This window comes from Mycobacterium sp. NGS39 (assembly GCF_059812765.1).
Genome location: NZ_JCALDH010000001.1, coordinates 211,328 through 225,687 on the forward strand (window position 1 = coordinate 211,328; position 14,360 = coordinate 225,687).

Genomic DNA, 14,360 nt, shown 5'->3' on the forward strand with positions numbered 1-14,360 from the left:
GCCGAAATCGGCTTACTCGACCGTGTAGCCCATCGGCAGCAGGACGCTCTTGAGCTGGCAGAAGTGCTCGACGCCTTCGGGCCCGTTCTCGCGACCGATACCTGAGTTCTTGTAGCCGCCGAACGGTGAGCCCGGATCGAAGGCATACCAGTTGATTCCGTAGGTACCCGTGCGGATCTTCTGCGAGATCTCGATGCCCTTGGGCACGTCGGTGGTCCACACGCTGCCGGCCAGGCCGTAGACCGAGTCGTTGGCGATCTTGATCGCATCCTCTTCGGTGTCGTAGGGGATGATCGACAGCACGGGCCCGAAGATCTCCTCCTGCGCGATCGTCATCTTGTTGTCGACGTCGGCGAAAACCGTTGGCTGCACGAAGTAACCGCTGTCCAGCCCCTCCGGTCGGCCGCCGCCGCACACCAGTCGCGCGCCCTCCTCGATGCCTTTGGCGATGTAGCCCTCGACGCGCTGGCGCTGCTTCTCACTGATCAGGGGGCCGATCTGCACCGCCGGGTCCGACGGCAGACCCACGGGCAGCGCCTCGACGAAAGTCTTGACCGCGTCGACGATTTCGTCGTAGCGCGACCGTGGCGCCAGGATCCGCGTCTGGTTCACGCAACCCTGTCCGGCGTTCATGATCCCGGAGAACACCATCATCGGCACCGCCGAGGCAAGGTCCACGTCCTCGAGCACGATCGCGGCCGACTTGCCGCCCAGCTCCAGGGTGCAGGGCTTGAGCATCTCGGCCGCCCGCTTGCCCACTTCCTTGCCCACCGCGGAACTGCCGGTGAACGTGAACGCGTCGATGTCGGAATTGGCGGTCAGAGCCTGGCCGGTTTCGATCCCGCCGGGCACCACCGACAGCACCCCCTCGGGCAGACCCGCCTCAGCGAACACCTCCGCAAGTGCGTTGGCGCTCAACGGTGTTTCCGCAGCGGGCTTGAGCACCACGGTGCACCCCGCCAGCAGCGCAGGGCCGAGTTTGTTGACCGCCAGGAACAGCGGCACGTTCCACGCGATGATCGCGCCGACCACACCCATCGGCTCGCGGGTCACGATCGACTGGCCGTAGGCGCCGTTGCGAATCTCCTTCCACACCACCTTGTCTGCGCCGGTGGCGAAGAAGTTGAGTGCGCCCAGTGAGCCGGCCCAGTGCATCGTCTCGATGATCGTGACGGGTTGTCCCGTCTCGCAGGTCAGCAGATAGGTGAAGTAGTCCTTGCGGTCTTCGAGCAGCTTGGTGGCGGCCTGGATGACCGCTGCGCGTTCGGCCGGAGGGGTCGACGGCCACGGGCCAGAGTCGAATGCCGCGCGGGCGGCAGCCACGGCCGTATCCACATCGGCGGGCGCCGCGAGCGGAACCTTGCCCACCAGTTCGCCGGTCGCGGGGGAATGGACCTCGATCACCTCGGCAGTCGACGGTGCCGTCCACTTGCCGCCGATGAACAACTTGTCCCACTCGGTTCTGTGCTGCGCGGTCATCTCTCTCCTGTGTCCTCGAGGGCCTGGGTCAGTGTCTTGAAGGCGTTGGCGCGCAATGGGCTTCGGATCTTTTCGATCGCATGCTCCAGCGCGGCGAACACGATGTAGAAGCCGAGGTGCGCGGGCTCATGGCCGGTGATGTCGGCGTAGGTGGCGGCGACCTGGTCGGGGCGCAGAAAGTCGGGAAGCCCGGGCCGCGCTGCCGCATAGGCCAGCTCGTCGACGAACCGGTGGTGGAACACCAGCGCGCCCAAGTCCAACTCCCGCGGGCCCAGGGTCGCGCGCTCCCAGCTCGTCAGCGCCACCGGCGTGAAATCGCGGTAGGTGACGTTGTCGATGCGGGCGTCACCCCACACCAGCACCGGCGTCCGCTCGACGGGCCAGTGCTCGCGTAGCCAGCCGAATCCGCGCTCGATCAGCGGAGCGCGAAGACCCCGCGACGCGACGGACTCGTAGCGCTCGGCGGTGCGCCGCACGATCGTGGCCAGCGCCGATTCGCCGGGACGGCGTCGGTCCAGGAACGTGAAGTCGGCGGGTGCGGCGGTGTGGACGCGCGCCAGCTGCTCGATCGTCGCTCGTTGCATGCGGGCGCGTTCGGCGGGGCTTGCGTCGGTGATCCACGAGGCGAAGGTGTACGGGGTCTCGTACTTAGCCGTCGTGAGTCCGTCGACGCGGGCGGTTACGTAGAACGGCGCGCCCAGCAGGGTCGGGTCGTCCTCGTACCACAGCGCTGGGGGCACCGCCGGCCGCGACAGCTGCGTGCCGAGCCGGCGCAGCGTGAGGTACTGCAAGCGCGTGTCGAAGCCGCCAACCGCCCCGAGGCGCACCACCAGCCGGTGGGCTTCTCCGCCCCAGCCGGCATCCACCAGCACCGTGCGTTCGGCCGACAGCGCCGCCGCAGCCACCGCCGCGTCGGCCTGCCGAGCGGCCAGCCACTGTTCGAAGACCTCGCGTAGTGACGTGGTGAGTGTGGACGGCACTGTCATGGTGTGGCCCACACTACCCAGCCGCGGGCCAAACGAGAACCTGTTCCAGTCGGACCGCCGTCACGGCGTCAGAACCAGCACCAGATTGCTCACCGCGAACTCGCGCAGCACCGGCACGGACGTCATCCACCACGCCCATCGCGGGTGGTAGCGGGGGAAAGCTGCGGCCAGGGTGCCGGTCGACCGCGCCCAGCGCAGACCGTCGGCTACCGAGACGTCGAACAACGACGACCCGTAGTAATTCTTCGGCGCGCGACCGTGCTTGCGGATGTAGCGGCGCGCGGCGCGCTCGCCGCCGAGGTAGTGCGTCAGCCCCATCTCGTGACCGCCGAACGGGCCGAGCCACACGGTGTAGGACAGCACCGCGAGGCCCCCGGGCCGCGTCACGCGCAGCATCTCCGCGCCGAGTCGCCATGGGTGCGGGACGTGTTCGGCGACGTTGGACGACAGGCAGATGTCGACGCTGTCGTCGGCAAAGGGCAGGGCCATCCCGGACGCGCGGACGAATGTGCCGCCACCGTCGCCGCGAGGGGCTGTGTGCATTTCGGCGGGATCGGGCTCGACGCCCAGATACCGCACGCCACGCTCGGCGAACGCTGACGCGAAGTAGCCCGGGCCGCCGCCGACGTCCAGCAGCAACCGGCCCGCCGCGGGCTCGGCGTGAATCCCGCGCCACAGATCGTCGACAAGCGCTGCGGTATCGGCTGCCAGCGCGCCGTAGAAGCGGTCGGGGTCACGCTGCTCGTAGCGGAATTCGGTCAGCAGTCGCAGCGACCGCCGCAGCGTGGCGCGTTTGGCGAAGACGTCGGTCGGCGGCATCGCGCTGAGGCTACGCTGAACCGGATGTCGTCCGCCGCTCACCAATCCGGACGCGTCGGCTCGGTGCTGATGCTGTGCTGGCGCGACGTCGGGCATCCGCAGGGCGGGGGCAGCGAGACCTATCTGCAACGCATCGGTGCCCACCTTGCCGCCGACGGGATCGCGGTGACGTTGCGCACCGCGCGCTACCCCGGCGCCACGCGCGACGAGGTGGTCGGCGGGGTGCGAATCAACCGCGGCGGTGGCCGCTACACCGTGTACCTGTGGGCGCTGCTTGCGATGATCGGCGCCCGCCTGGGTGTCGGTCCGCTGCGCGGGGTGAGGCCCGACGTCGTGATCGACACGCAGAACGGGTGGCCGTTCTTCGCCCGGCTGGTGTTCGGCCGCAGGGCGACGGTGCTGGTGCACCACTGTCACCGCGAGCAGTGGCCGTTGGCCGGTCCGGTGATGGGGCGGTTGGGCTGGCTCTGCGAGTCGACGGTCTCGCCGCGGGCGCATCGGCGTAATCAATACGTCACGGTGTCGCTGCCGTCGGCGCGTGACCTGACCGACCTCGGTGTCGACGCCGGCCGGATTGCCGTGGTGCGCAACGGCCTTGACCCGCTTCCGCCCGGCTTGCAAGCGCCGCGCTCGTCGGCGCCGCGGGTGGTGGTGCTGTCAAGACTGGTGCCGCACAAGCACATCGAGGACGCGCTGGAAGCGGTTGCGGTGCTGCGTGGCCGGATCCCTGGCCTGCACTTGGACATCGTGGGCGGCGGTTGGTGGCAGGACCGGCTCGTAGCCCGTGCGGCGCGGCTGGGCATCGCCGATTCGGTGACGTTTCAGGGGCATGTCTGCGATGCCGCCAAACATGCTCTGCTGCAGCAGGCTTGGGTGCATGTGCTGCCCTCGCGCAAGGAGGGCTGGGGGCTGGCAGTGACGGAGGCGGCTCAGCATGGGGTGCCGACGATCGGCTACCGCGCATCCGGCGGCCTCACGGACTCGGTTGTCGACGGCGTCACCGGCGTGCTGGTGGACGACCGCGACGAGCTGGTGATGCGGCTCGAGGAGTTGCTCACCGATCCGCTGCTGCGTGACGAGCTGGGGCGCAAAGCGCAGGCGCGCAGCCTCGAATTCTCTTGGCGCCAAAGCGCCGACGCGATGCGGGTGGTGCTGGAGTCCGTTGCCGCGGGCCGCTTGATCAGCGGCGTGCTCTAAGCGAATTCGGTGCGTTTACCGGCGCTGAGCACCGGTAAACGCACCGAAATCGCACCGGCCGCGCCCGCTGCCAGCACGCTCAGCCACACCAGGTGCATCAGCACCATGACCCGGCGGTCCGCGGGCGTCGCCCCGGCGGCATCGCCGCCGACCCGGTACAACACCATGTCCGCGTCACGGTAAACCGCCGGCAACTGCGCCAAAGCCTGTGCCGCAGAACCCATTTCGCCTGGTGTGCCCAACTCCACGACCACCCACCCCACCCCTGCGGCGGCCAGCGCCTTCGGGTCCGCACCGCTCAGCACCAGCTGCTGCACCTCACGTGCCCGCTGGCCTTCACCCCGCACCGTGCGCCCAGAGATCGTCAAGTCACCCGTCGAGTACACCGGTGCTCGCACCCACCGCGGCAACGGGTCCAGCACCGGCGCCGGCCCTGACCAGTCGAACCGCCGCATCGTGTCCGCCGGCAGCACGACAACCGCTCGGGGGTCGGCGTTGATCTGCGACGCCACGGCCGACCACCCGGCGGGATAGCGCACCGGCGTCACCGTGCCCCACACACCCCACACCAGATCCGGCAGCACCGCGATCAGCGCCGCACAACATGCCACGGCCGCCAGCCGTGACGGCAACCACCTACGCAACGTGACCACCGCTGCGGCACCGGCCAACGCATATCCCGGCATCGCCAGCGCCACCCACTTCTGTCCGTCACGCACCACGCCCAGCCCCGGCAACCCCCGCACCACCGCGTCCACCACGGTGATTCCCCACGGGGTGGCCATCGCTGCCGGCAGAACCACCGCGACCGCAGCCAGCACCAACAGCGCCACCGCGGCCGGTCGTCGCCGCAACACCGGCAACCCGACGGCGACGATGCCCAGCAGCACCGCGGACGCCACAACAGCGAACAGCGTGCCGCGCGACGCCGGCACGGCCTCCGCATTCCAGATCCCGCCCAACGCTGCCAAGCTGCCCAGCGTCCCCAGCCCCGGTTCGGCCCGCGCGGCGAACGCCGCGGTCCCCGAAGGCTCGGAGCTCAAAGTGCCGGCAAGCGTACTGGCCACCAGCCACGGCGACGCGACCAAGGCGGCCACCGCCAAGCTCACCGCTGCACACAGCCACCGTGGCCGCCCCGCACCCGGCACAGCCGCGCACACCAGCGCCACTGTTGCCGCCAGCATCAGCCCTGTGGGGGTCAACCCGGCGAGCGCGACGAAGAACAGCAGGGGCCAAAACGGTGCCGCCTCACCGCGCACCCGCAGCATCACCGCGGCCACCCACGGCAGACACCCGTAGCCGACCAGCAAGCTCCAGTGGCCCTGCGAAAGCCGTTCGGCGACATACGGATTCCACACGCCGACGGTCGCCGCCACCAGCTGCCCGCCCAGGCCGGCGTCGGGCACCACCACGGCGGCGAGCCGCGCTGCGCCCCAACCAGCCAGCCACAGCCCGACGATCAACAGCGCCTTGACCACCACGCCGCCGTCAAGCACCTGGGACGCAACCGCGATCGCAAAGTCCTGCGGCACTGCGCGCGGCGCCGATTCGGACAGCCCGAGCGCGTCGTCGGACAGATAGGACCGCGGCGTCGACACTGCGTCTCGCAGCAGCAGATAGCCCCGCCCCAACAGCGGAGCAGCGATCAGCAGCGCCAACGCGAGTGAGTACCCAGGCGCCACACCGCGCCGCGCCAACGCCACGGCCGCTGCTACGAGGTAGGCGGCGGCCCCGAAGGCGGCGCTGGCGGCGGCCGGCGCTGGGCCGGCAGCTTCTCGGTCTGCGCCTCCGCGCCCGGCACCGGTTCACCCGACGGACCGCGGGCACCGAAGAACCCGTGCTCGGCGGTGTCCAGCCCGGGGTCGATCAACGCGGTGTCGGTGCGCAGCAGGAACCACCCCAGCAGCGCGCCGCCCACCAGTGCGACGATGCCCAGCGCGGTGAACGAGATCGGCAGGATGCGGCCCCACACGGCGATCCGGTCGCGCTCGTCGCGGGCGGCGTTGACCTGCTGCTCGACGGTGGCCTCGGTGGACGTCACCGTGTAGTCCACCAGCGTCACGTCGGGCTTGAGCGCGTCGCGGTTCTTGCAGTCAGGATCGCCGCAGCGCACGTAGTAGTGCATGGCGCGTTCCTTGGACTTGACGATCGTGCCGGTGACCGGGTCCACCCAGAAGTCGCGCTGTGCTGCGTAGTAGCGCTTCATGGTCACCTGCTCGTCGGGCGGGCCGGGCAGTCCCCACAATGCAGCGCGGGCCGTGACCCTGGCGTCCTCGTCGCGGTCGTACAGCGACGGGTATTCCACCGGCTCCACCAGCTTGCCGTTGTTGTCCAGGCCGACGTTCTGCTTGAAGTGGAAGGCGGACAGGCCCAGGACGTCCTCTTCGCCGTCGTAGTTGGCGTCGAACGTCTTCTGCGCGATCGGGTCGAAGTACGGGTAGGTCTTCTTCTCGACGTCGAACGGGAACCGGTAGTTCAGCCCCTCGTGCTTGAGCGGGATGTTCGTCGGCGGCTTGGTGTCGTCCATCGTGCGCGGCCGCTGCACGAAACCCGCCGGGTTGCTGTCGCTGGACTCCGCCATCGCAGTGCTGCGGTTCAGCGTCACGGTGTCGACGATCGCCAGCAGCAATCCGGTGTCCTGTTGCTTGTCGGTGCGCCGCAGCGTGGTGCCCACCTGCAGAGTGACGACGTCGGCGTTCGAGGGAGTGTCGATTCCCGACTCGGTGCTGTACTGCTGCTGCTGGACCACCGGCACGTTGTCGTTGGCGACGAAGCGGTCCGTCGCCAGCGACGCGGGGTCCAGCGCCTTGGCGGTGCCGTTGCTCACCAGCGTGGTGTCGATGTCCAGCGGAATCTTGGTGATCCTGCTGGTGGTGTAGGTGGACAGCAACAACGCCGCGACCAGCAAGGCCGCACCGAGGCCCAACAGCCCGTACGCCGTCATGCGAAGAGCCCCTGCCCGGTTCAACCGCGCCTCCCATCCCAGGACCAAACCCGTCTGACCCTAACAGCAGGAACTAAGGCACACGCTTACCCTGATCCGGTGACGGTTTCGGCTGACCCGGCTGACGCGGTCGGCGGCACCCGCACGTTTCTGCCGGCGGTCGAGGGCATGCGCGCGTGCGCCGCAATCGGGGTCGTCATCACTCATGTGGCGTTCCAGACCGGGCACTCCACCGGTATCGCCGGCCGGCTGTTCGGCCGCTTCGACCTGGCCGTCGCAGTGTTCTTCGCGCTGTCCGGTTTCCTGCTGTGGCGCGGGCATGCCGCCGCGGCGCGCGGACTCAGGCGCACGCCGCCCACGGGGCACTACCTGCGTTCGCGGATCGTGCGGATCATGCCCGGATACCTGGTAGCCGTCGTCGTCATCCTGACGCTGCTGCCCGATGCCCAAACATCGAGTCTGACCGTGTGGTTGGCGAATCTCACGCTCACCCAGATCTACGTTCCGCTCACGCTCACCGCGGGGCTGACGCAGATGTGGAGCTTGTCGGTGGAGGTCAGCTTCTATCTGGCCCTGCCGCTGCTGGCGCTGGCCGCGCGCCGGCTGCCAGTCCGGGCCCGCGTTCCGGCCATCGGCGCGGTGGCGCTGCTCAGCCTCGGGTGGGCGCTGGTTCCGCTGCACACCGCCGAGGGCGTCAACCAGCTGAACTGGCCACCGGCGTTCTTCTCGTGGTTCGCCGCGGGCGTGCTGCTCGCCGAGTGGACGGTCAGTCCGCTCGGGTGGGCGCATCGGCTGGCCCGGCGCCGCGTGCTGATGGCGGTCGTCGCGGTCGGCGCCTTCCTGGTGGCGGCGTCCCCGCTGGCCGGCCCCGAAGGACTCGTCCCCGGCACCGTCGGGCAGTTCATGGTGAAGGCGGCGATGGGCGCGGTGGTGGCGGGCGCGTTGGTGGCGCCGCTGGTGCTCGACCGCCCCGACACCCCCCACCGAATCCTCGGCAGCCGCCTGATGGTCACGCTGGGCCGCTGGTCGTACGGCCTGTTCATCTGGCACCTGGCTGCGTTGACCATGGTGTTCCCGGTGATCGGCGAGTTCGCGTTCAGCGGCCACATGCCCGTGGTCCTTGTGCTCACGGTGCTCTTCGGGTTCGCGATCGCAGCGGTCAGCTACGCGCTGGTCGAGTCACCGTGTCGAGTTGCCTTGCGGCGCTGGGAATTCCGCCACCACGCGCCGCCATTGGACTCGGCAGTCACCGAAACGACCGACACCGTCAGCGCCCCGATCGCGGTGAGCCCCAGCAGCTGAACGCCCCACGAGTGCCCGACGTACCCGCCGACCGACCGCCACGGATGCCGCGACAGCGCAGCACCGGCCAACACGAAGCTCGTCGCAGTGGCACCGAGCGTGATGCGCTCGAGAAGCCTTGTCCTGCCGAAGTTTTGCAGCCAGTAGCGAAGGCCTAGGAGCCCGCCGAACAGCGCGATCCCGGCGAGCCCGGAGATCAGCCAGCCCACTGCCAGTGCCGCAACGCCTGCCACCGCCACGGGCGGCTGCCAGGTACGCGCGGGCTCCAGGCCGGTTTCTCTGCGCGGCCGAATCAGCACCAACAGTGCCAGCAGCGGCAGCAACGCGAGCCCCCAGAACAAGCCGGCCCGGTACAGCGCGTTGGACGGAAAGGTCAGCGTGATCGTGCCGCCGACTCCGGCCGGCACCACCCAGCCTTGCTGCCAGCCGTTGACCGTCACCGCCGTCAACTGTCGGCCGTCGTCGGTGCGCGCCACCCAGCCGGGGTTGACGCTCTCCGGTACGACGAGCACGCGGGCGGTGGGCGCCGGATCGGTGTGCACCTTGCGGTGGTCCGGCCCCCAGGCGCCGACCGCTGCCTGCGTCACCGCGGCAGGATGCTGCGGCGGGGTGGCCACCAGTTGCGCGCCGTCGACGACGAAGCCCTCGCCCGGGCTGATCAGCAGCTCCTGCTCACCGGCGGGCAAGGTGATCGGCTCGGGCTGGCACGGCTGCGCGGCGATCGGTTCCCCCGACAGCAGGGCGCGCACCGTGGTGTGCACCGAGGTCTGAACGAACCGCCCCGCGATCGCGAGGGCGGGGCCGCGCCCACATTCGAGGTCGACCGCTCGGGCCAGGTTTCGCCCGGCGTCGGCGGCCTCGATCGGCGTGCCGTCCGGGCTCAGCGCGGTCACCTCCGCAATGCCCGGCGGCTTGAGCTGATCGAACCCGAGCGCCGTGCGGTCGATGACGTCGTCCCAGTCCAGCACGCTGATCCGAACCGTGTCGGTGACCCGCGTCGCCAGCCGCAGCGTGCGGGTGTCGCCGTCGCCGTCCGGACTACCCGTCATGTCGTGCACCTGCGGGCCGTCACCGAGATCCACCGCCACCAGCCTCGGATGCGCCGGCACCGAGGACGAACTCGGCGTCAGCCGCAACGCCGCCACCTCCGCCGGCCTCGGCAGCTTCAGCGTGAGGGTAGGCGGCGTGCGGTCGTGCACGGTGTCCTGCCGGGCGATCCACGAAGTCCGCGGGTCGCCGTCCGCGGCCGCGTACGCCGACCCGAGCACGTCCACCACATCGGCGTCTCCGCTGGCCCGCTCGGCACCCGGTTGCGCGATCAGATCCGCCAGCTTCGGACCTTGGCGTGCGCGGACCCACACCGTCGGCGTCACGCTCACCGCATCGGGCACCGAGAGCATGCGGCTGAGGTTCACCGGCTCTTCGGGTGCAAGCGCCATCGTCGCGGCGCAGCGAACCCGGTCCGGGCCCTCGGCGCATCCCAGCCGGCCCAACAGCTCGGATCCCAGGTCCCATCCGGCGACGGCCGGCGCGCCCGGGCCCGGCACGTCGACGGTGTGGCGCAGCTCGACGGGATGGGCGAACCCGTTGGCGTCGTACTGGGTGATCGCAATGTCGGTGATGCCGAACTGGACGCCCGCGGACCCGTCGTCGGTGCCCACCGCGGTCATCCGCACCCGCGGCGTCTCGCCGTATGGCAGCGCCGCGGTGAGCGGCTGCCCCGGCTTGTCGTACCGCAGCGTGGTCGTCCCGTCGGCGGTGGCGATCTCGATCTTGCGCACCTGCGCCCCGACGGCCGTCGCGCTCGGGGTGATCGTGAGCATGGCGTTGGTGATCGGGTTGTCGAAGTCGACCTGCAGCCACTGGCCGACCGCGGACTGCAACGCATTCGACACCCAGCTGGTCGCCGCGTCGCCGTCGACCGCGGCAGCCGGACTGGTCGCGGGCGAAACGTTGGGCAGGGCGGTCGAGTCGGCGGCCGAGCTGGATGCGCTCAGCCTGCCACCGACCCAGTCGCCGTAGACAAGTCGCGCAGCGGCGGGATAGTCGGGCACACGGTTGAACGTGTGCCGCTGATCGCCCGGTGCCCGCACGGCCGACGAGTGGTCGTCGACGCGGCCGTAGTCGGTCTCGCGGGCCAGCGGTGTGTCGGTGACGGTGACGACGGGCACGGGCAGCCCGGCCCGCTGTGCGTCAGGCGTCAGCAGCACCGGACCCAGCGGCGGCTGGCCTTGCAGCCGGCGTCGCTCGTCGAGCCGCAGCAGCGCCTCGGGGCCGCCGTCCACCCGCGCCATTGCATCGACATCAGCGAAATACGGCCCGGCGCGTGCGCCCTCGACGCGGAAGATCTCCACGGCCGGATATTGCGGGCGCAGGTCACTGTCGGCGACGAACCCGGAAACGGTGCCTGCCCCCACCGGATCGCCGAACTGGGCGACCTTCGTCAGCCCCGGCGAGCCGCTGATCGCCCGGTGCACCAGAATCGGCCGGGCGGAGCGCGACGTGTCCGGGTCGAGGTCGTTGCGCACGACCAGGTACGAAATCCCTTGGCGGTCAAGGGTATTCGCTAAACCAGCGGAGGGCCTACCCGCAGCGAAGAGACGCTGGACGGAGTCCAGCGCGCGGATCGTTGCGGGCGGGGTCAGCGGCACCGAGTCCCGCACGCCCCACGGGCTTTTCCCGAGCACCTGCATCGGCTCGTCGTGACTGGTGCCCCACACCTGGGTGGCAAACGGCGATCCCGGCACCACCAGCACCCTGCCCGGCGTCGGCCCATCCGCGTTGTGTTCGTCGAGCCAGTCGGCCGCGTCGTGCCAGTACTGCGGTATGGCAGTGAAAGCACCTGGGGGAGTGAGCCTTCCGGTCCAGGCCAGCGACGTGCCGGCCGCCAGTGCGACGAGCACCACGATCGCGACGGCCACGCGCTTGTCGTGCTCGGGGTGGGCGAGGGCGTGCACCCACACCTTCCGGGGCACGCTGCCGGGCAGCGGGACACGGCCCAGCAGATGCGCCAAACCCAGCACCAGCGGGAGGCGGATCACCGGCTCGAGCTTGTGGACGTTGCGCAGCGGCGCACCTGCCGCGTCGAGGAACGCCTGCACGTGATGCGCCACCGGAGAGCCCAATCCGCCGGAGTAGCCGACGGCCAGCAGGACGACACCGACCACCAGCATCGTGACCAGCCGCCCGCGGGCCGGCATGCTGCCCAGCGCCAGGCCGGCCAGTCCTGCAGCAGCCACCAAAGTGGTGGCCAGGATCGCCACCGAGCTGGTCACCAGCGACTGCCCCGCTGTAGCCGCCGGCGCGACGAACGGCGTCCAGCTGTCGGTGCCGCGCAGCACCTCGGTCAACGACGCCCATTGCGCGGTGACGCCCGACGACTCGATGAAGTCCAAAAACGGCGGACTGACCCGGCCGAGCAGCACCAGTGCAACCAGCCACCACGTCGTCGCCAGCGCGATGCCGACCAGCCACCACCCGGTGAACCGCCACCACCGTCGACTCGGCCGGTGACAGGCCCACCAAATCACTGCGGGCAGGCAGCCGGTGAGCGTCGCCACCGCATTGACCGCGCCCATCAACGCCACCGCCGCCGACGCCTGGGCCGCCAGCACCCGCGGCGAGCCCCGGCTCCATGTCGTCAGCCCTGCCGCTGCATCGCCGCGCAACGCCAGAATCACGGGCAGCAGCACCCAGGGCGCCAGCATCATCGGCAGGGTCTCCGACGAGATCGACCCGAGCGTCGTGAGCACCCGCGGCGACAACGCGAACGCCGCCGCGGCGATCACGCGCGAACTAGTGGTGCCGATACCCAGCGCCTCGGCTACCCGCAGCAGGCCCCAGAAGCCGACAGTCAACAGCAGCGCCCACCACAGGCGCTGCGTCACCCACCCGGGCAGGCCGACGACGTCGCCGAGAAGGAAGAAGGCGCCGTGCGGAAACAGATAGCCGTAGGCCTGGTTCTGGGTCTGCCCGAACGGCAGGTCACTGCTCCACAGGTTCGTCGCGCGGGCCAGGAAGCGCAGCGGCGCCGCGGTGAGGTCGAGCTTGGTGTCGGGGGAGACCCGGCCGGGTGACTGGGCGAAAGACAGAAGCAGCGCGGCGGAGCCGACGGCCCACAGCCAGCGCCGTGACAGGTTAGCTACGGTCGCCGTACTCCACCCGATTGAGAATCGACGCGCCGTCGCCAACCGACAGCGGCGGCTTGGTGTCCTGCTGCACCATCAGCGTCACACCGAAGACCGCGGCCGCGCCCAGCAGCAGGCCGACGACGATGCTGGCCGCTGCGGGCAGCACGAACCGGTTCATCGTTTGGCTCCTAGCGAAGGGTCGTCGAGACTGGTCGCCAACGTAGCAGACGGCGCACCCGTCCTCGCTGCGCCGATCGGTAGTATCCGGCAATGCCGTCGATCAGCCGACGTCCAGAAAAACACAGCCGGCACGACGGTCGGCGTGCCCTTCCGATCCTGCAGGTCGTCTTCGCCGTCCTCGCAATCGCCGCCATCGTGGTTGCGGGCATCGTGTGGTTTGCGCACCGGGGCGGATCTGCGAAGGAGCCTGCGGCCAGTGCGCAGCCGGCGAGCAACCTGCCGATGGCTCCGGCCGCAGCACCGGTCTGCGACGACGCGGCGATCGCCGGCATGCCGCTGCGCGACAAGCTGGCCCAGCTGCTGATGGTCGGGGTGACCGGCGCTGACGACGCCCGCGCGGTCGTCGGCGACCACCACGTGGGCGGCATCTTCATCGGCGGCTGGACCGATAAGGCCATGCTGAGCGACGGCACGCTGCAGCAGATCCAGACGTTGGGCACGCCGCTGCCCGTGGCCGTCAGCGTCGACGAGGAAGGTGGCCGGGTGTCGCGGCTGTCGTCGCTGATCGGGCCTGCGCCGTCCGCGCGGGCGCTGGCGTCGAACAGTTCACCTGAGCAGGTGTACGCGCTGGCCCGTCAACGTGGCGAGGCGATGCGCAAGCTCGGCATCACCGTCGACTTCGCGCCGGTGGTCGACGTCTCCGATGAGCCCGACGACGCCGTGATCGGTGACCGGTCCTTCGCCGACGATCCTGTGAAGGTCACCCAGTACGCCGGCGAGTACGCGCGGGGCCTGCGTGAAGCAGGGCTGTTGCCGGTCCTCAAGCACTTCCCCGGGCATGGCCACGGGTCGGGCGACTCGCACGCCACCTCGGTGGTAGCGCCCCCGTTGGCTGCGCTGCAAAACGACGACCTGATCCCGTACCGCACCCTGGTGACCCAGCAGCCGGTCGCGGTGATGGTCGGGCACATGGAGGTACCGGATCTGACCGGCGGCCAGCCGGCAAGCCTCAGCGCGCCGGCGTACGCGTTGCTGCGCAGCGGCGGATATGGCGGGCCGCCGTTCGACGGGTTGGTGTTCACCGACGACTTGTCGAGCATGAAGGCGATCAGCGACCGCTACGGCGTCGCGGACGCCGCGCTGATGGCGTTGCAGGCCGGCGCCGACGTCGCGCTGTGGGTGACCACCGACGAGGTGCCCGCCGTGCTCGACCGGTTGCAGGCGGCGGTCGCCTCCGGCGAGCTGACTCCCGCAGACGTCGATCAGAAGGTCAGGCGGCTGGCGGTGGCCAAGGGCCGCAGCCCCGGTTGCTGACTGATTGCT

9 protein-coding genes and 1 pseudogene are annotated in these 14,360 nt (G+C 70.1%); 3 read left to right on the forward strand and 7 right to left on the reverse strand.

The window, feature by feature from the left end; translation table 11 throughout:
* Positions 1-12: 12 nt before the first annotated feature.
* From AC5Y39_RS01055 to AC5Y39_RS01065, 3 genes are read right to left on the reverse strand one after another with little or no spacing between them, the layout of a single operon-like run.
* On the reverse strand, positions 13-1,479 hold the full coding sequence (locus AC5Y39_RS01055) for an aldehyde dehydrogenase (RefSeq protein ID WP_500015875.1): 1,467 nt from the start codon (positions 1,477-1,479) through the stop codon (positions 13-15).
* Complete coding sequence (locus AC5Y39_RS01060; protein ID WP_500015876.1) at positions 1,476-2,465, reverse strand: phosphotransferase family protein; 990 nt, start codon at positions 2,463-2,465, stop codon at positions 1,476-1,478. The genes AC5Y39_RS01055 and AC5Y39_RS01060 overlap by 4 nt, the downstream gene beginning before the upstream one ends.
* A 60-nt stretch (positions 2,466-2,525) precedes the next feature.
* Positions 2,526-3,284 carry a class I SAM-dependent methyltransferase gene (locus tag AC5Y39_RS01065; protein WP_500015877.1) on the reverse strand — a complete coding sequence of 253 codons (759 nt, stop codon included), beginning with the start codon at positions 3,282-3,284 and terminating at the stop codon, positions 2,526-2,528.
* Between the two features lie 24 nt (positions 3,285-3,308).
* Between AC5Y39_RS01065 and AC5Y39_RS01070 the strand changes: the two genes are divergently transcribed.
* Positions 3,309-4,481, forward strand: a complete 1,173-nt coding sequence (locus tag AC5Y39_RS01070; RefSeq protein ID WP_500015878.1) for a glycosyltransferase family 4 protein — start codon at positions 3,309-3,311, stop codon at positions 4,479-4,481.
* Here AC5Y39_RS01070 and AC5Y39_RS01075 read toward each other — a convergent pair.
* Positions 4,478-6,184 (reverse strand): MmpA family trehalose lipid delivery protein, encoded by a 1,707-nt coding sequence (locus tag AC5Y39_RS01075; protein ID WP_500015879.1) that lies wholly within the window; start codon positions 6,182-6,184, stop codon positions 4,478-4,480. The two genes, AC5Y39_RS01070 and AC5Y39_RS01075, sit on opposite strands and share 4 nt — an antisense overlap.
* Before the next feature lie 8 nt (positions 6,185-6,192).
* A complete protein-coding gene (gene pgfA / locus AC5Y39_RS01080; RefSeq protein ID WP_500015880.1) occupies positions 6,193-7,449 on the reverse strand; it encodes a cell envelope lipid trafficking protein PgfA in 1,257 nt (418 codons plus the stop codon).
* Positions 7,450-7,593: 144 nt separating this feature from the next.
* On the opposite strand from pgfA, the gene AC5Y39_RS01085 reads away from it, so the two are divergent.
* On the forward strand, positions 7,594-8,727 hold the full coding sequence (locus tag AC5Y39_RS01085) for an acyltransferase family protein (RefSeq protein WP_500016114.1): 1,134 nt from the start codon (positions 7,594-7,596) through the stop codon (positions 8,725-8,727).
* A gap of 863 nt (positions 8,728-9,590) precedes the next feature.
* Here AC5Y39_RS01085 and AC5Y39_RS01090 read toward each other — a convergent pair.
* Both AC5Y39_RS01090 and AC5Y39_RS01095 read right to left on the reverse strand, forming a co-directional pair.
* A pseudogene (locus AC5Y39_RS01090) lies at positions 9,591-12,917 on the reverse strand (alpha-(1->3)-arabinofuranosyltransferase domain-containing protein); the annotation flags it as partial.
* A complete protein-coding gene (locus AC5Y39_RS01095) occupies positions 12,865-13,035 on the reverse strand; it encodes a DUF2613 domain-containing protein (protein WP_499905018.1) in 171 nt (56 codons plus the stop codon). The pseudogene AC5Y39_RS01090 and the gene AC5Y39_RS01095, both read right to left, overlap by 53 nt.
* A gap of 92 nt (positions 13,036-13,127) precedes the next feature.
* On the opposite strand from AC5Y39_RS01095, the gene AC5Y39_RS01100 reads away from it, so the two are divergent.
* Entirely contained in the window at positions 13,128-14,351 is a 1,224-nt protein-coding gene (locus tag AC5Y39_RS01100; RefSeq protein ID WP_500015881.1) for a glycoside hydrolase family 3 N-terminal domain-containing protein, read from the forward strand.
* The last annotated feature ends 9 nt before the right edge of the window (positions 14,352-14,360 follow it).